The following is a 15,391-nucleotide window of genomic DNA, read 5'->3' as shown; positions in this document are numbered from 1 at the left end:
GGGCGCCGCCGACGTACCGACCGACCCCCCAGGGAGTACCCCTTCATGCTCGAACTGGTCCCCATCACCGACGGCATCGGCACCGAGGTCCGCGGCATCGACGTCACCCGGCCGCTGTCCGACCGCGACTTCGACCGGATCTACCAGGCCTGGATCGACACGACCATCCTGCTCGTCCGCGGGCAGGACATGACGCCGGAGCAGCACATCGGGTTCACCCGGCGCTTCGGCGAGGTCTTCGCCTACACCCGCTCGCAGTTCAACGACGCCGAGTACCCCGAGATCCTCATCCTGTCCAACCTCACCAAGGACGGGAAGCCGATCGGTTCGGCCTACAGCGGGCGCGTCTGGCACAGCGACGGTGCCTACCTGACCAGTCCGCCGGTCGGCTCCATGCTGTACGCCCGCGAGATACCCCCGGCCGGCGGAGACACCTGGTACGGGAACATGTTCGCCGCGTACGAGGCGCTGCCGAGGGCAGTCAAGGAGCGCATCGAGGACCTGAAGGTGATCATCAGCCGGGTCCAGTCACGCCCGTACAACTACCCCGACCGGCCGGCGCCCACGGAGCAGGAGCGCGCCGAGTGGACCGAGGTGGCGCACCCGCTGGTCCGCCTCCACGAGGAGAGCGGCCGCAAGGCCCTCTACGCGGGCGGCAACGTGCCCTGGCGCATCGAGGGCCTCTCCGAGAACGAGAGCGCGCCGCTGATCACCTTCCTCCAGGAGTTCGCGATCCAGCCCCGCTTCACCTACCGCCACCAGTGGCAGGTCGGCGACATCGTGCTGTGGGACAACCGCAGCGCGATGCACCGGGCCACCCCGTACGACCACGTCAACCACAGGCGGTTGCTGCACCGCACCACGATCACCGGCGGGCGCGGCGCCACCGCCGCGGCCGCGTGAGGGGGCGGACAACGGTGAAGTACGACTACGTCGTCGTCGGCGCGGGCGCGGCGGGCTGCGTGCTCGCCGGCCGCCTGACGGAGGACCCCGCGATCCGCGTGCTGCTCCTCGAGTCGGGCAGCGAACGGCGCAGCCCGCTGCTCAACGTCCCCGCCGCCGAGACGGTGCTGATGGGAAACCCGAAGTACGACTGGTGCTTCGAGACCGACGCCGACCCGACCATCGAGGGCCGCAGCGTCAGCATTCCCCGGGGCCGCCTGCTCGGCGGTTCCAACCAGATCAACGGCATGATCTTCGTGCGTGGCCAGCGCCAGGACTACGACGACTGGGAGGCCCTGGGGAACCCGGGCTGGTCCTGGGCGGACGTCCTGCCGCACTTCCGCAGCCTGGAACGGGTCAACAACATCGACGGCGACAACCGGGGCCGCGACGGACGGATCGCCGTCGGGCTGCCGCGCGACCGCGACGAGCTGACCGACGCCTTCCTCGCCGCCGCCGTCAAGGCCGGCTACCCCGAGAACCCGGACTACAACTCCGGTGACCAGGAAGGCTTCGGCTACTACCAGGTCAACCACGAGGAGGGCCGCCGCTCCTCCGCCGCGGGCACCTACCTCAAGGCGGCCCGCGGCAGGCCCAACCTCACCCTGGTCACCGAGGCGCACGTCACCGGTCTGCGGTTCGACGGCAAGCGCTGCGTCGGCGTCGACTACCGGCGGGGCGAGGCCGAGCAACGGGCCGACGCCGTCCACGAGGTGATCGTCAGCGCCGGAACCGTACAGTCCCCGCAGCTGCTCGAACTCTCCGGCATCGGCTCGGCCGGCCACCTCGGCGACGTCGGCGTGCCCGTGGTGCACCACCTGCCCGGCGTCGGCGAGAACTTCCGCGACCACTTCGCCGCCCGGCTGCGCTGGCGGGTGCGCCGCCCGGTCACCTTCAACGAGCGTTCCCGCGGCCTCGGCCTGGTCCGCGAGATCGCGCGGTACGCCCGCGAACGGCGCGGCCTGCTCAGCCTGCCGATCGCGCTCGGCCACGGCTTCGTCCGCTCCGACGACTCCCTGACCCGCCCCGACCTCCAGTATCACTTCGCGCCCGCCAGCTACGGCGGCGGCCGAAGCCGCCGCCTGGACACGGCCCCCGGCATGACCCTGGGCGTCTACCCCCTGCGCCCCGAGTCCAAGGGCTCCGTCCACATCCGCTCCCGGCAGCCGCTGACCGCGCCGTCGATCCGCACCCGCTTCCTCGAATCGGAGGCCGACCGCGCCACCCTGATCGCGGGCATGCGCATCGGCCGCCGGATCGTCGAGGAGCCGAGCCTGGACGCGTACCGGGCGTTCGAGCTGCTGCCCGGCAGCGGTGTCCGCTCCGACGACGAACTGCTCTCCTACGCACGGCAGTACGGCGACACCTCCTACCACCCCGTGGGCACCTGCCGGATGGGCGACGACCCGCTGGCGGTCGTCGACGCACGGCTGCGGGTGCACGGCGTCGAGGGCCTGCGCGTCATCGACGCCTCCGTCATGCCGGCCATGGTCTCGGGCAACACCAACGCCGCGAGCATGATGATCGGTGAGAAGGGCGCCTCCCTCGTCCTGGCCGACCACAAGGGCAGGACCCGCGCGTAGGCCGTGTGGGGGGACGTCGCGCCTGTCAGGTCCCCGGGCGGGCGGCGCCGCTTCCCCCACCCGGCCTGGCCGCCGCCCCGGGGCCGTACGCCGGCCGCCCCTGCGGCGCCACCCCCGCCAGACGTCGATTCCAGAACGGGAAATCCCATGCCTGAAAACCCCACGGTGGACCGCTTCGACTACCCGTCCAACCTCGCCAGGGCCGGCTCGTACCGCACCCGTCGCAGCGCCTTCTGGCCCCCCGCGGACAGCTACGCCCTGGGCTGCCTGGACCTCGCCGGAGCCACCCCCGACCTCGGCGACGGGTTCCGCCCGGCCCTCGCGGACCTCCGCGTCGCCGTGGAAGCGGAGTGGCAGCGGGTCAAGGAGATCGGCATTCCCGCCCGCCGCCGCTTCAACGACCCGATGGCGATCGCCAAGGCGGTGCGCGCCGTCGCCAGGCACCTGCCGGGCGAGGCCGACCGGCGGGCCGCGGAGCTGCGCGCCAACGCCGTCCAGGACGGCTACGACGACGACATCCTGCGCGAACTCGCCTCCCTCCAGGAGCAGATCACACTCGTCGCCGGCCAGGTCTCCACCTGGTACGGCAAGGAGGTCCGGGGCCTTCCCACGGCTTTCGCCTGCCGCGCCGACGAGGCGCGCCAGCAGCTGGTCACCGACGCCCTCGCCGGCCGCGACGAGGTGGCCGACTACCTGCGCGGCCTCCACGCCGACCTGCGACTGGGCGACCTGCCGGCCTTCGGCGCCGCGGAACTGTTCTTCATGGCCGGCGAGGGCAACCTCCACCCCAAGCACATCGCCTACTTCCTCCCCGAGGACGAAGGCGTGAAGCACTCCCCGTTCAAGAAGACCTACTACTTCGCCAACTCCCACCGCGCCCTGCTCTCCACCATCTCCGCCCCCCTGGCGCGGCGCTTCCTCGACATCGGCGTGGAGTTCGACCCGGCGCACGAGCGCTTCGCCGCGATCCCCACCCTGGGCGTCCTCAGCCACGAGCTCGGCCACTTCGCGCACCGGCCCGCCACCGAGTACAAGGACCTCAACGCCGCCGACCGCTGGGCCTCGGTGGTCCTCCAGGAGGTCGCCGCCGACGTCTTCGGCATCCTCATCCTCGCCGACGTCTGGGCACCCCGACTGGGCATCGACCCGGCCGACTGCGTCGCGTACTACCTCGCCGAATGCCTGCGCTACACCGACCGCGGGCTCGGCCACTTCCCCGACAGCGACGGCATGTTCCTCCAGCTGTCCTACTTCGTCCAGCTCGGCGCCCTCGACCTGACCGGTACCCCGCGCCTGACGGGAACGCCGCAGGTCGTCCTCGCCGGGCTGCGCTCGCTGGCCCGCGTCCTGGCCGACACGCTCCTGGCCACCGACGCCGACCGGGCCCTCCACCTGCACCGCGGCTACGGCCCGGCCACGGCCGCCCCGCTCGCCCCGCTCGTCGAACGCCTCCGCCCGGAGCCCCTCCGGTCGGTCGAGTACACGCAGGAACACCTCCACTCCGCCGCGACCTCCGGCCGCTGAAAGCGAGACACGATGATCACCGAGGCGAACCAGGACCTGGGTCAGGTGCGCGACTACTACACGGCGCAGCGCTCCACCGGCGGCGAAGGCGAGAGCATCTACGCCATCTGGGAGAAGGGCGGCGCGTTCAACGATTCGGTCACCCCGTCCACGTACGTCCCCGAGTACCGCTCCCACATGTCCCTCAAGCTGCTCTCCCTGACCGACGAGGGGGCGTCCGTCTTCTCGCTCGGCTGCGGCAACGCCGCCGTCGAGGGTGTGGTCGCCGGACTCGGCCGGACCGTGCGCGGGATCGACTTCAACGAGGAGGCCGTCCAACTGGCCCGCCAGAAGGGCGTCGACGCCTTCGCCGCCGACTACTACACCCTGCGGCCCTCCGACATCGCGGGCGCCGACGTCGTCTACGCGGACGGCTTCCTCGGCCACCTCTTCGACGCCGACCGGGAGATCACGCCCGCCCTGGACCAGCTGGCCGCCCTCGGCCCCAAGTCCGGTGCGTACCTGATCTTCTCCAACGACGCGCCGCAGGACCGGGAGGCGCACTTCGCCCCCCACCAGCGCGTCGCCGACTTCTGGTACCTGTCCAAGGACTACCTCGCCGAGCGCCTCGAAGCACGCGGTTACAGCGTGGTGGAGAGCTACTACTTCCCCTACCTGCGCCCGGTCAGCGGCATGCGCAACCGCACCATCTGCATCGCGCGCGTCTCGTAGCGGAGGAGGAATCCGTGCCCATCCCCGACGCCTTCGCCGCACGCCTGAACCCCCTCCTGGGCGACCTGGTGGCCACCTACGGAACGCCCTTCCACATCTACGACGCCGCGGGCATCGTCGACACCTACCGCGCCATGACGGACGCCTTCGCCGAAGAGCCCTACCGGCAGTACTTCGCCGTCAAGGCCCTGCCCAACCCGCACATCCTGTCCTTGCTCCTGACCGAGGGAAGCGGCCTGGACTGCGCCTCCCCGGTGGAGCTGGAACTCGCGGGCAGCCTCGGCGCCGGGCCCGGCGACACCGTGTTCACCTCCAACAACACCGCCCGCCACGAATTCGAACTCGCCCGCAAGACCGGCTCGTTGGTGACCTTCGACGATGTCACCGCCCTGGACCGCTGCGACCCGCTGCCCGACACGGTCGCGTTCCGCGTCTCCCCGCACGGGCTCGCGGCCGGCTCCCGACTGATGGGCGACGCGCAGGCCACCAAGTTCGGCGTGCCCGTCGGCCAACTGGCCGACGCCTACCGCGAGGCGAAGGCACGCGGCGCCCGCCGGTTCGGCATCCACGGCATGACCTGCGCCAACGAACTCGACGTCGACCGCGCCGCACGCGCCGCCACCGACGTCATCGAACTCGGCGCGCGCATCGCCGAGGACGTCGGCATCCAGCTCGACTACGTCAACGTGGGCGGCGGCCTCGGCATCCCCTACCGGCCCGAGGACCGGCCCTTCGACTTCCGCCGCTACGCCGGGGCCATCCTCGCCGCCCGCCGCGCCGCCTTCCCCCGCTCCGCGCCCCGCATCCTCATGGAGTGCGGCCGCTACGTCACCGGACCGCACGGCGTCCTGGTGACCACCGTCATCAACCGGTGCGGCAAGGGCCGCGAGATCGTCGGCGTGGACGCCTCGATGTCCGCCCTGATGCGGCCCGGCTTCTACGGCGCCTACCACCACATCACCCTGCCCTTCGCGCAGGGCCGCGCCGAAGCGCCGTACGACGTCGTCGGCTCGCTCTGCGAGAACATGGACAAGTTCGCGATCGACCGGACACTGGCCGATCCGCGCGAGGGCGACGCCCTCCTGGTGCACGACACCGGCGCGCACGGCCACGCGATGGGCTTCACCTACAACGGCCGCCTGCGCCCCGCCGAACTGCTGCTCACCCGCGACGGCGACGTCGTCGAGATCCGCCGTGCCGAGACGTACGACGACTACGTCAGCACCGTCCCCGGCAGCCCGGGGTCCGTCCTCCCCACCGCACCGCACGCACGACAGGAGCGCCCCGCATGTACTCCCGACCGCTGATCGAGGACGCCTGGGAGCGCCGCGCCGCGCTGACCGAGGCCGAGCGCGCCGAGCTCGCCCCGCACGTCGAGGCCGGACTCGACGCCCTGGACCGCGGCGAACTGCGTGCCGCGAACCCCGCCGGCGGCACCTGGGCCGCCGACCCCTTCGTGAAGAAGCTGATCCTGCTCTCCTTCCCGCTCGGCACGAACGCCCTCGCCGACGGGGGCCCCGGCCGCCCCAGGAGCTACGACAAGATCCCGCTGAAGTTCGAGCACTGGCAGGAGGCGGAGTTCGAGAAGGCGGGCCTGCGGGTGGTGCCGGGCGCGGTCGTCAGGCGCGGCGCCCACATTGCCCCCGGCGCCGTCCTCATGCCCTCCTTCGTCAACATCGGCGCCTACGTCGGCGCCGGCACGATGATCGACACCTGGGCGACCGTCGGCTCCTGCGCCCAGGTGGGCAAGCGCTGCCACATCTCCGGCGGCGCGGGCCTCGGGGGCGTCCTCGAACCGATCGGCGACAGCCCCGTCGTCATCGAGGACGACGTCTTCGTCGGCGCCCGGAGCGAGATCGCCGAAGGAGTACGGGTACGGCGCGGCGCCGTCATCGGCATGGGCGTCTACCTGGGCGCCTCCACCCCGATCGTGGACCGCGCGACCGGCGAGGTGACGCGCGGCGAGGTTCCCGAGAACGCCGTCGTCGTCCCCGGCACCCGGACCGACCCCCGCTACCCCGGCCTGGCCACGTACGCCGCGGTCATCATGAAGTACGCCGACGAGCGCACCCGCGGCAAGACGGCCCTGAACGACCTGGTGCGTGACTGACCCATGAGCTCCCTCGCCGGCGCCTTCGCCCGGCTGCGCGCACTGAACGACGGCATCCCCGCCCCGGCCGGCCTCGCCCCCGTCCAGCTCCACCTGGGCGAGTCCCGCCTCGGCACCGGCGGCTTCGACGGCACGCTGCTCGCGGACCCCGACGGCTGGACCCGCTACCCGCCGCTCGGCGGCACCCCCGCCCTGCGCACGGCGTACACCGGGTGGCTGCGCCGCCGTTTCGGGGCGGGCCCGCTGCTGGACGGCCGCGCCCTCGCGGTCGAGCCCACCCCGGGCACCAAGCAGGCGCTGGCCACGGCACTGGCGCTGGCGGTGGAGCGGGTGCGGGGGGCGGAGGGCGGGGCGGTGGTCGTCATGCCCAACCCGTTCTACCCGACCTACCGGGCCGCCACCGTGGCCGTGGGCGCCCGGCCGGTGTTCTACGACCCCCGGGGCGGTCCCTCGGCGCTGGAGGACGCCGTCGCGACGGCGGGTGGAGCGGTCGCCTCGGTCATCCTCTGCGACCCGGGCAACCCGCGCGGCGAACTCCTCTCCACCGAGTTCCTGGGCGCGGCCACCCGCGCCGCCGTCACGGCCGACGCCCTGCTCGTCGTCGACGAGTGCTACACCGACCTGTGGCTCGCCCGCCCGCCGGCCGGATACCTGTCGCTGGTGCGGCGCGGCGTCGTCCGGCCGGAACGGTTCCTGGTGCTGCACACCCTGTCCAAGCGGTCCGGCGCGCCCGGGTTGCGCAGCGGCTTCGCCGCCGGGGACACCCGGACCGTCACCGACTACGCCCGCCACAACCAGGCGTGCGGCGTCCCGACCCCGCTGCCCGTGTGCGCCGCCGCCGCACGGCTGTGGGACGACGACGCCCACGTCGAGCGCGCCCGCGCCGGACTGGCCGCCAACTGGGCGCTCGCCGACCGCGTCCTGGCCGACGTCCCCGGCTACCGGCGGGCCGACGCCGGGTTCTTCCTCTGGCTGCCGGTCGGCGACGACGAGGCCGCAGCCCGCACCCTCTGGCGCGACCAGGCGCTGACCGTCATGCCCGGCCGTTACCTGGCGGCCGACGGACCCGACGGCACCAACCCCGGCTCCGGCCACCTGCGCATCGCCCTCGTCCACGACGAGCCGCTGATGCGCGAGGCACTGCACCGCCTGCGCGCCGGACTGACCCGAACATCACCCCATCTCTGCGAGGACGTCTCCGCATGACGCTGACGCGACCCGACGACAAGCCGCTCCTGCTGGTCATCACCAGCGGCCTGCGGCGGTACCGCGAGTACCTCCTGGCCTCCATCGCGGGCCGCTACCGCGTCCACCTCATCGACGCCGTCGCCCCCACCTGGGAACTGCCGTACCTGTCCGGCCACACGGTCGTCCCCGACACCGGAGCCGGGCCGGTCCTGCGCGCCGCCCGCGAGGTCGCGGCCCGACAGCCGGTCGCCGGGGTCATGAGCTGGCACGAGGAGCACATCGTGCAGGCGGCCCTGGTCGCCGAGGCGCTCGGCCTGCCCGGTACGGCGCCGGACGCCGTGCGGCGCTGCCGCGACAAGTACGCCACCCGCACCGCGCTCGCCGAAGCAGGCCTGCCGCAGCCGGAGTTCGCGCTGGCCGGCAGTCTCGACGAGGCGCTCGCCGCCGCCGGCAAGCTCGGCTGGCCCGTGGTCATCAAGCCGCGCGCCGCCGGAGGCAGCCAGGGCGTCGTCCTGGTCCACGACGCGGACGAGCTGGCCGACCAGTTCGACGCCACCCGCGAGGTCCACGTCCCCCACAACCCCGACTTCGCCGAACTGGTCCTCGTCGAGGAGTACCTCGACGCCCCCGAGGTCAGCGTCGACGCCGTCGTCCACCAGGGCCGCGTGACCCCCGTCTTCGTGGGCCGCAAGGAGGTCGGCTTCCCGCCGTACTTCGAGGAGACGGGCCACCGCGTCAGCGCCGACGACCCGCTGCTCACCGACCCGGAACTGCTGGAGGTCCTCAGCGGCATCCACGAGGTCCTCGGGTTCACCGACGGATGGACCCACACCGAGCTGCGGCTCACCGCCCGTGGCCCGAAGCTGATCGAGGTCAACGGGCGGGTCGGTGGCGACCTCATCCCCTACCTCGGCCTGCGCGCCACCGGCATCGACCCCGGACTCGCCGCCGCGGACGTCGCGTGCGGCGCCATCCCCGACACCACGGCCGGCAGGACGGCCCACGCCGCGATCCGCTTCTTCTACCCGCCCGCCGACGACACCACCATCGGCTCGCTGGACTTCGACCGCACCGAACTGCCCGCCTGCATCGACCTGCTGGAGCCGTTGGTCGGGCCGGGTGACGTCGTCTCACCGCCCCGCAAGGGCCTCATCGACGGCCGTATCGCCCTCGCCTCGGCCGTCGCCGGCACCGCCGAGGAGTGCTCCGCCGCGCTCGACCGGGCCGGGCGGGCGCTCCGGCTGACCGTGGACGGTGCGTGAGATGCGCGTCCTCGTCATGCACCGGGTGCCCGACTCGTTCGTACGGTACGCGCGCAACCTCGACCACACGCGCCACCAGATCACCTATGTCAGCGTCCCCGAACGGGCCGCCACCCTCCCCGCCGGCGTCCCGGCCCGCCGCATCGAACGCCCCGGCACCGGCGACACCGCGGCCGAGGTCATCGACGCGGTCCGCGACCTCCCCCGCCCCGACCTCGTCGTCGCCCTGTCCGAGTACGACCTGCTGCCCGCCGCCCGGGTCCGCGAGGTCCTGGACGTCCCCGGCCCGCGCGTCGCCGACGTCCTGCCCACCCGGGACAAGGTCGTCATGAAGGCGGCCGTCGCCGCCGCGGGCCTGCGCACACCGCGCTACGCCCCGTTGGCCCGGGCCCTCGCCCATGGCGTCGAGTGGACCGGCCGCAGCGTCCTCAAGCCCCTCGCGGGCGCGTCCAGCGAGGGCATCACCACGTACCCGACGCCGGACGCCGCCCTCGCCGCCGTGCGCGACGGCTCGCTGCCCGTGGACGTCGACGACTTCGAGATCGAGGAGTTCGTCGACGGCCCCATCGTGCACATCGACGGAGCCGTCGCCGGGGGCCGCCCGCTGGCCGTCGTCGCGAGCCGGTACCTCGGCACCTGCCTCGGCTACGCCCAGGGTGCGCCCCTGGGGTCCGTACAGATCGACACGCCGCCCGCGACGGTCGACTTCACGCTCGCCTGTCTGCGCGCGGTCGGCATCACCGACGGGCCCTTCCACCTGGAAGCCGTCGAGACCCCGCGGGGCCCGGTGTTCCTGGAAGTCGGCGCGCGCGTCGGGGGAGCGGACGTGGCCGACAGTTTCGAGCTGGCCACCGGCGTCCACCTGGCCTCCGTCCAACTCCGGCTCCTGACGGGCGAGTCGGCCGGCGTGCCCGAGCCCCCGGCCGTCGCCCCCGACGCCCGCTACGGCTGGTTCGTCGTCCCCGGCCACACCCTCGGCTCCACCCACTGCCGGATCGACGGCGAGAAGCTCTTCCGCGACGACCCGGTCGTCCACCGCTGGGTGCAGCGCGCTCCGCACGAACCCGTCACGGCGGCCCTCACCTACGCGGACGCCGACATCCCCCTCGCAGGCGTCGTCGGCCCCGCGCCCACGCCCGTACTGGAACGCTTCCTCACCGGCCTCTTCGCCTCGGTGACGGTGGAACCCGCAAAGGACCCGAGATGACCATCGAGCCCCGCCTCGTCGTGGCCGCGCGTACGGCCGACGGCACCTCCGTGGTCGCCGCCGACGCGCCCGTCCCCGGCATCACCGTCGGTGCCTGGCCCGGCTCCCGCTTCCACCTCGCCTGGGGCACCCCGGACGGCGGCGCCCAGGTCGGCGACGGCCTGCCCGAGCCCGTGCACCTGCCCTTCTTCGCCGGCGTCGGCGGCACCCGGCTGCTGTTCGCCCGCTACGAGCCGGACGAGTCCGTGCCTGCCCCGACCGGCGACCCGGAGGCGCTCGCCGCGGAGGTCCAGGAGCGGCTGCCGGGCCTGTGGGAGGTCTTCGAACCCGGCGGCACCGGCATGCACGCCACCGACACGCTCGACTACGGCATCTGCCTGGAGGGCGAACTCCACCTCGAACTCGACGACGGCAAGGAGGTCCTGGTCACCCCGGGCACCTGCGTCGTCCAGCACGGCACCCGCCACACGTGGCACAACCGGGGGACCGTCGCGGCCCTCATGTGCTTCGTCGGCGTCGGCGCCGCACGCGACCGCTGACCGGAGAAGACCCATGGATCCCAACGCCGCAGTCCGGTCGTGGCTGCCCGCCGGAGGCAGCGCCCGCCGCCTCGTCGCGGCGTCGCTCGTCGACTCCCTCGGAACCGGCCTCTTCCTCGCGGGCTCGGCCCTGTTCTTCACCCGCGCCCTCGGCCTGTCCGCCGTCCAGGTCGGCATCGGCCTGTCCCTGACCGGCCTGGCCGGGTTCCTCGGCATGGTCCCCACCGGCAAGCTCGCCGACCGTATCGGCGGCAGGAACGCGATCGTCGGCCTCTACCTGTGGCGAGGCGCCTGCTTCTGCGTCTATCCCTTCGCCCACGAACCCGAGGTCTTCTACGTCGTCGCCTTCCTCATCGGCATCGCCGAGTGGGGCGGCGGACCGATCGTCCAGGGCATCGTCGGCGCCGTCGAGACCGACGCCGACCGGGTCCGCACCATGGCCGTGATCGCGTCCGTGCGCAACGTGGGCTTCAGCGCGGGTGCCGTGCTCGCCTCCCTGGTCCTGGCGATGAACAGCGTCCCCGCCTTCTCCGCGCTCGTGCTCGTCGACGCCCTGACCTTCTTCGCCGCCGCGAGCGTACTGTCGCGCCTGCCCGCGACCGCCAACGTCCGCTCCCCGCGCACCGGGGGGAGCGGAGCGCCCCCGACCCGCGTACGCGACCCGCGCTTCCTGGCCCTGGCGTTCCTCAACGGAGTGCTGTTCCTGCACTCGGTGCTGCTCGCCGCCGCCCTTCCGCTGTGGATCGCGACCCGCACCCAGGCGCCCACCTGGGTCCTGGGCGGCCTGGTCGTCCTCAACACCGCCCTGGTCATCCTGCTCCAGGTCCGCCTCAGCGGCGGCGCCGACGGCCTGCGCAACGCCGCCCGGCGCCAGCGCAGGGCGGGCTGGTGCCTGGCGGCGTGCTGCCTGCTGACGGCCCTGACCGCCGAGGTCGGCCCGGTCGCGGCGACCGCGCTGATCGCCCTCGCCACGGTGACGCTCACGCTCGGCGAGATCTGGCAGTCGGTCGGCGCCTGGCGCCTGTCGTACGCGCTCTCCCCGCCGCAGTCGCGCGCCTACCACCTGTCGGTCTACGAACTCGGCACCAGCGCCGCCTCGGCCGTCGGCCCGGCGCTGATCACCTGGGCGGTCGCCGGGCAGGGGCTGGGCGGCTGGGTGGCCCTGGCGGCGGGCTTCGCGGTCGCCGGGTCGGCGGTGGTCTTCATCGCGGCGGCCGCCGGGCGCGGGCTGCCGGCCGACGAGCCGCACGAGCCGGACGAGCCGGACGAGCCGCACGTCCGCGAGCCGCACGAGCACGTCCGCGAGCCGGACGAATCAACACTGGAGAGGTGATCCATGCACGGGCAGAGACTACTGCTGGTCGGGGTGGGAATGACCGGACGGCCCTACATCACCGCCGCCCGGCGGCTCGGCGTACGGGTCCACGCGGTCGAGACCGCGCCCCGCGCCGAGGCGCTCGCCGGACTCGCCGACGAGGTCACGGTCTGCCGGGGCGGCTCGGACGAGCTGTGGTACGAGGCCGCCAGTGAGGCGGTACGCCACACGCGCCCCGACGGGGTCGTCGCCTTCAGTGAACCCCACGTCCTGGCCGCAGCACTCGTGCAGAACGAACTCGGCCTGCCCGGACCGTCGTTGCGGGCCTCCGTGCTCTCCCGCAACAAGGCCCTCCAGCGGGGCCGCTTCGCCGCCGCGGGCATCGGCCAGCCCGAGTTCCTGGTCACCGAACGGCTGGGCGACAGCCGCGACTGGGCCGCCGGTCGCTTCCCGGTGATCGTCAAGCCACTGTCCTCGGCGGGCAGCGCGGGCGTCGAACTCGTCGGTGACCGCCGCGCGTTCGAGGACGCGGTGGCCCGCAGGGACGCCGAGGGCCGCCTCCTCGTGGAGCGCGCGGCGGCCGGCCCCGAGTACAGCTGGGAGGCGCTGGTCCGCCACGGGAAGGTCTGGTTCGCCAACCTGACCGCCAAGGAGACCACCGGGCCGCCGTACTTCGTCGAGGTCGCCCACCGGGTCGCCACCGACGTCGACGCCGCCACCCGGGCGACGGTCACCGAGTTGGGTACCGCCGTCCTCGACGCCCTCGGCATGGACACCGGCATCGTCCACCTGGAGTTCCGCCTCACCACCAGGGGCCCGGCGGTCATGGAGGTCGCGGTACGCACACCGGGCGACCACCTGATGGACCTGCTCGGTGACGCCTACGGCATCGACTGGTACGAGATGGTCGTACGCCTGGCCCTCGACGCCGAGCTGCCCGCACCGCCCGCCGCCCCCCTGCGGCGCACCGCCGGCTACCTCCCGGCGGCCCGCCCCGGCACGGTCACCGCGATCCGCGGCCTCGACGAGATCCTGGCCCACCCGCACGTCGTGGCGGCGCAGGTGACGGCCGCCCCGGGCGACACGGTCGCCCCGGCCCGCTCCTCGGTCGAACGTGTCGGCCACGTCCTGCTCTCGGCACCGGACCCGGGCGTGCTCGAAGTCGCCCTGGACGACGTGCGCTCGACGCTGCGCGTGGTGACCCGCCCGGGAGGACGCCCCGATGACGGGACTCCGTGACCCCAGGGTCCGCGCCGCAGTGGAACTCGACCTCGCCCACGCCCGCGAGTACGCGGGACTGCACACGTACGACGGCACGCTCCAGGACCTGTCACCGGCCGGCGTCGCGGCGGCCCTCTCCCGCCTGGGCAAGGGCCCCGCGCCCGCCGACGCGTTCGACGCCGAGGTGCTGGAGGTCCACGAGGACGGACTGCGCGCCCGCTTCGCCGAAGCGGAACTGCACCGCCGCGACCCGCTGCTGCACCTGGCCGCCATGGACCTGGCCTGCTACGACCGCGCGTACGCGCCCGCCGAGGACCGTCGGCGCGCCCGACGGGAGCACCTGGCGGCCTGGCCGGAAGCGGTGGACAACGCCGTGACGGCCCTGGACCGGGTGCCGGCCCCCGTCGCGCGCGCGGCCCTCCCCTCCCTGCGCGGCCTCGCCCAGGACGCCACCGGTGACGAGAAGGCCCTGGCCGCCGCGAGGCGCCTGGTCGCGCACGTCGAGCGGGCGGCGGACACCGGCGTCGCGTCGGCGGCCCTGGGGGAGGCGGCTTTCCTGCGCCTGCTGGGTGCGGGGGAGGGGACGACGTACGGCACCGCCGCGCTGACCGACGCCGCGGACCGCGAACGGGCGCGGCTGTGGACCCTGTTGGAGCAGGCGGTGGAACGCCTCGCCCCGGGTGCGCGCGTACGCCAGGTCGTCCCGGCCCTGATGAAGGACCACCCGACCACCGCAGAAGGCGTGTTCGCCCAGGCGCGGGCCCTGCTGTCCGAGGTGACGTCCTTCGCGGTGGCCCGCGACCTGATCGCGGATCCGGGCGGCGAGTGCCGGGTGGGCCCGGCCCCGGCGTCCCGCGCCTACGCGCAGGCCATGATGTCGTGGTCCGCGCCCTACGAGCAGGACGCCCCCAGCTGGTACTACGTGGTCCCCCCGGACCCGGCGTGGCCGCCGAGCGAGGCCGAGGAATGGCTCTCCGTCTTCAGCCGTACCTCCCTGCCCGCCATCACCGTCCACGAGGTCACCCCGGGCCACTACGCCCACGGCCGCGCCCTGCGCGCCCTGACCAGCGACGTGCGCAGGTCCCTGGAGTCGCCGGCGTTCGTCGAGGGCTGGGCCCACTACGCCGAGGAGTTGTACGCGGAGGAGGGCTTTCGCGCCGACGACCCCCGCTACGTCATCGGCATGGCCCTGGAGGCGCTGCTCCGCGTGACGCGCCTGACCTGTTCCCTGGGCCTGCACACGGGCGCCATGACGGTCGCCGAGGCCGCGGCGCGCTTCGAGGCGGACGCGTTCCTGCGCGGCCGCTCGGCGCGCGCCGAGGCCCTGCGCGGTGCCGTCGAGCCCACGTACGGCCGCTACACCCTGGGCAAGACGGAGATCCTGCGGGTCCGTGACCTGGCCCGCGCCCACTGGGCCGGCGGCTACACGCACCGCCGCTTCCACGACGCGCTCCTGTCGCTCGGCATGCCTCCGGTCGGCCTGCTGGCGAGGGCCGTCGTGGGGGACCTGGCCGCTGCCGTGCCACGCGCCGTCTGACGCCACCGCGGGCGGGCCAAAATCTTGCGCCCGAAGGGGACTTGGCGGTGTGTGGGGCCCCGGGGCGCGACCGGCGATCGCGCGCAGGCGCGCGTCTTCGTCGAAGGCGTCACCACGGGGAGGACCCGTGCCGGGTCGTGCTGTCGCGCCGCCGGCAGGACCGCGCCCGTAGGCGAACCACGCCTGCGCGTGCTCCTCGAAGGCCATCGTGCCGAGGTTCTCCCTCAGGTGCGGGCGGCTGGAGGGCCCGCG

The 15,391-nt window shown here is 73.7% G+C and carries 13 protein-coding genes; all 13 read left to right on the top strand.

The window, feature by feature from the left end; genetic code table 11:
• Window positions 1-45 precede the first annotated feature (45 nt).
• The 13 genes from ACFZAX_RS02450 to ACFZAX_RS02390 all read left to right on the top strand — a co-directional run bounded on the left by ACFZAX_RS02450 (window position 46) and on the right by ACFZAX_RS02390 (window position 15,139).
• Window positions 46-903, top strand: coding sequence for a TauD/TfdA family dioxygenase (locus ACFZAX_RS02450; protein WP_390958267.1), 858 nt, complete (start codon window positions 46-48; stop codon window positions 901-903).
• Window positions 904-917: 14 nt separating this feature from the next.
• On the top strand, window positions 918-2,525 hold the full coding sequence (locus tag ACFZAX_RS02445) for a GMC family oxidoreductase N-terminal domain-containing protein (protein ID WP_390958265.1): 1,608 nt from the start codon (window positions 918-920) through the stop codon (window positions 2,523-2,525).
• Between the two features lie 147 nt (window positions 2,526-2,672).
• Window positions 2,673-4,049 carry a hypothetical protein gene (locus tag ACFZAX_RS02440; RefSeq protein ID WP_390958263.1) on the top strand — a complete coding sequence of 459 codons (1,377 nt, stop codon included), beginning with the start codon at window positions 2,673-2,675 and terminating at the stop codon, window positions 4,047-4,049.
• A gap of 12 nt (window positions 4,050-4,061) precedes the next feature.
• Window positions 4,062-4,760, top strand: coding sequence for a methyltransferase domain-containing protein (locus ACFZAX_RS02435; RefSeq protein ID WP_390958261.1), 699 nt, complete (start codon window positions 4,062-4,064; stop codon window positions 4,758-4,760).
• 14 nt (window positions 4,761-4,774) lie between these two features.
• Window positions 4,775-6,067, top strand: a complete 1,293-nt coding sequence (locus tag ACFZAX_RS02430) for a diaminopimelate decarboxylase (protein WP_390958260.1) — start codon at window positions 4,775-4,777, stop codon at window positions 6,065-6,067.
• Window positions 6,049-6,870, top strand: coding sequence for a 2,3,4,5-tetrahydropyridine-2,6-dicarboxylate N-succinyltransferase (locus ACFZAX_RS02425; RefSeq protein ID WP_390958258.1), 822 nt, complete (start codon window positions 6,049-6,051; stop codon window positions 6,868-6,870). The genes ACFZAX_RS02430 and ACFZAX_RS02425 overlap by 19 nt, the downstream gene beginning before the upstream one ends.
• A gap of 3 nt (window positions 6,871-6,873) precedes the next feature.
• Window positions 6,874-8,076 carry an aminotransferase class I/II-fold pyridoxal phosphate-dependent enzyme gene (locus ACFZAX_RS02420; RefSeq protein WP_390958256.1) on the top strand — a complete coding sequence of 401 codons (1,203 nt, stop codon included), beginning with the start codon at window positions 6,874-6,876 and terminating at the stop codon, window positions 8,074-8,076.
• Window positions 8,073-9,320 (top strand): ATP-grasp domain-containing protein, encoded by a 1,248-nt coding sequence (locus ACFZAX_RS02415; RefSeq protein WP_390958254.1) that lies wholly within the window; start codon window positions 8,073-8,075, stop codon window positions 9,318-9,320. Before ACFZAX_RS02420 ends, ACFZAX_RS02415 begins: the two co-directional genes overlap by 4 nt.
• 1 nt (window position 9,321) lies before the next feature.
• The gene (locus ACFZAX_RS02410; protein WP_390958252.1) at window positions 9,322-10,527 is read left to right on the top strand and encodes an acetyl-CoA carboxylase biotin carboxylase subunit family protein; all 1,206 of its coding nucleotides are present in this window, start codon (window positions 9,322-9,324) and stop codon (window positions 10,525-10,527) included.
• Window positions 10,524-11,066 carry a cupin domain-containing protein gene (locus ACFZAX_RS02405; RefSeq protein ID WP_390958250.1) on the top strand — a complete coding sequence of 181 codons (543 nt, stop codon included), beginning with the start codon at window positions 10,524-10,526 and terminating at the stop codon, window positions 11,064-11,066. The genes ACFZAX_RS02410 and ACFZAX_RS02405 overlap by 4 nt, the downstream gene beginning before the upstream one ends.
• A gap of 13 nt (window positions 11,067-11,079) precedes the next feature.
• The gene (locus tag ACFZAX_RS02400) at window positions 11,080-12,399 is read left to right on the top strand and encodes an MFS transporter (protein ID WP_390958248.1); all 1,320 of its coding nucleotides are present in this window, start codon (window positions 11,080-11,082) and stop codon (window positions 12,397-12,399) included.
• A 3-nt stretch (window positions 12,400-12,402) separates the two neighbouring features.
• Window positions 12,403-13,620, top strand: coding sequence for an ATP-grasp domain-containing protein (locus ACFZAX_RS02395; RefSeq protein WP_390958246.1), 1,218 nt, complete (start codon window positions 12,403-12,405; stop codon window positions 13,618-13,620).
• Window positions 13,604-15,139 (top strand): DUF885 family protein, encoded by a 1,536-nt coding sequence (locus ACFZAX_RS02390; protein ID WP_390958244.1) that lies wholly within the window; start codon window positions 13,604-13,606, stop codon window positions 15,137-15,139. Before ACFZAX_RS02395 ends, ACFZAX_RS02390 begins: the two co-directional genes overlap by 17 nt.
• Window positions 15,140-15,391 lie beyond the last annotated feature (252 nt).

This window comes from Streptomyces sp. NPDC008125, from assembly GCF_042957125.1.
Taxonomy (GTDB): domain Bacteria; phylum Actinomycetota; class Actinomycetes; order Streptomycetales; family Streptomycetaceae; genus Streptomyces.
This window is presented reverse-complemented; position numbering and strand designations above follow the sequence as displayed.

What these genes read in the sequence shown, in the direction of transcription:
- ACFZAX_RS02450 (WP_390958267.1), top strand. Translation starts at nt 46, where the DNA reads ATGCTCGAACTGGTCCCCATCACCGACGGCATCGGCACCGAGGTCCGC.
- ACFZAX_RS02440 (WP_390958263.1), top strand. Translation starts at nt 2,673, where the DNA reads ATGCCTGAAAACCCCACGGTGGACCGCTTCGACTACCCGTCCAACCTC.
- ACFZAX_RS02435 (WP_390958261.1), top strand. Translation starts at nt 4,062, where the DNA reads ATGATCACCGAGGCGAACCAGGACCTGGGTCAGGTGCGCGACTACTAC.
- ACFZAX_RS02425 (WP_390958258.1), top strand. Translation starts at nt 6,049, where the DNA reads ATGTACTCCCGACCGCTGATCGAGGACGCCTGGGAGCGCCGCGCCGCG.
- ACFZAX_RS02420 (WP_390958256.1), top strand. Translation starts at nt 6,874, where the DNA reads ATGAGCTCCCTCGCCGGCGCCTTCGCCCGGCTGCGCGCACTGAACGAC.
- ACFZAX_RS02415 (WP_390958254.1), top strand. Translation starts at nt 8,073, where the DNA reads ATGACGCTGACGCGACCCGACGACAAGCCGCTCCTGCTGGTCATCACC.
- ACFZAX_RS02410 (WP_390958252.1), top strand. Translation starts at nt 9,322, where the DNA reads ATGCGCGTCCTCGTCATGCACCGGGTGCCCGACTCGTTCGTACGGTAC.
- ACFZAX_RS02405 (WP_390958250.1), top strand. Translation starts at nt 10,524, where the DNA reads ATGACCATCGAGCCCCGCCTCGTCGTGGCCGCGCGTACGGCCGACGGC.
- ACFZAX_RS02400 (WP_390958248.1), top strand. Translation starts at nt 11,080, where the DNA reads ATGGATCCCAACGCCGCAGTCCGGTCGTGGCTGCCCGCCGGAGGCAGC.
- ACFZAX_RS02395 (WP_390958246.1), top strand. Translation starts at nt 12,403, where the DNA reads ATGCACGGGCAGAGACTACTGCTGGTCGGGGTGGGAATGACCGGACGG.
- ACFZAX_RS02390 (WP_390958244.1), top strand. Translation starts at nt 13,604, where the DNA reads ATGACGGGACTCCGTGACCCCAGGGTCCGCGCCGCAGTGGAACTCGAC.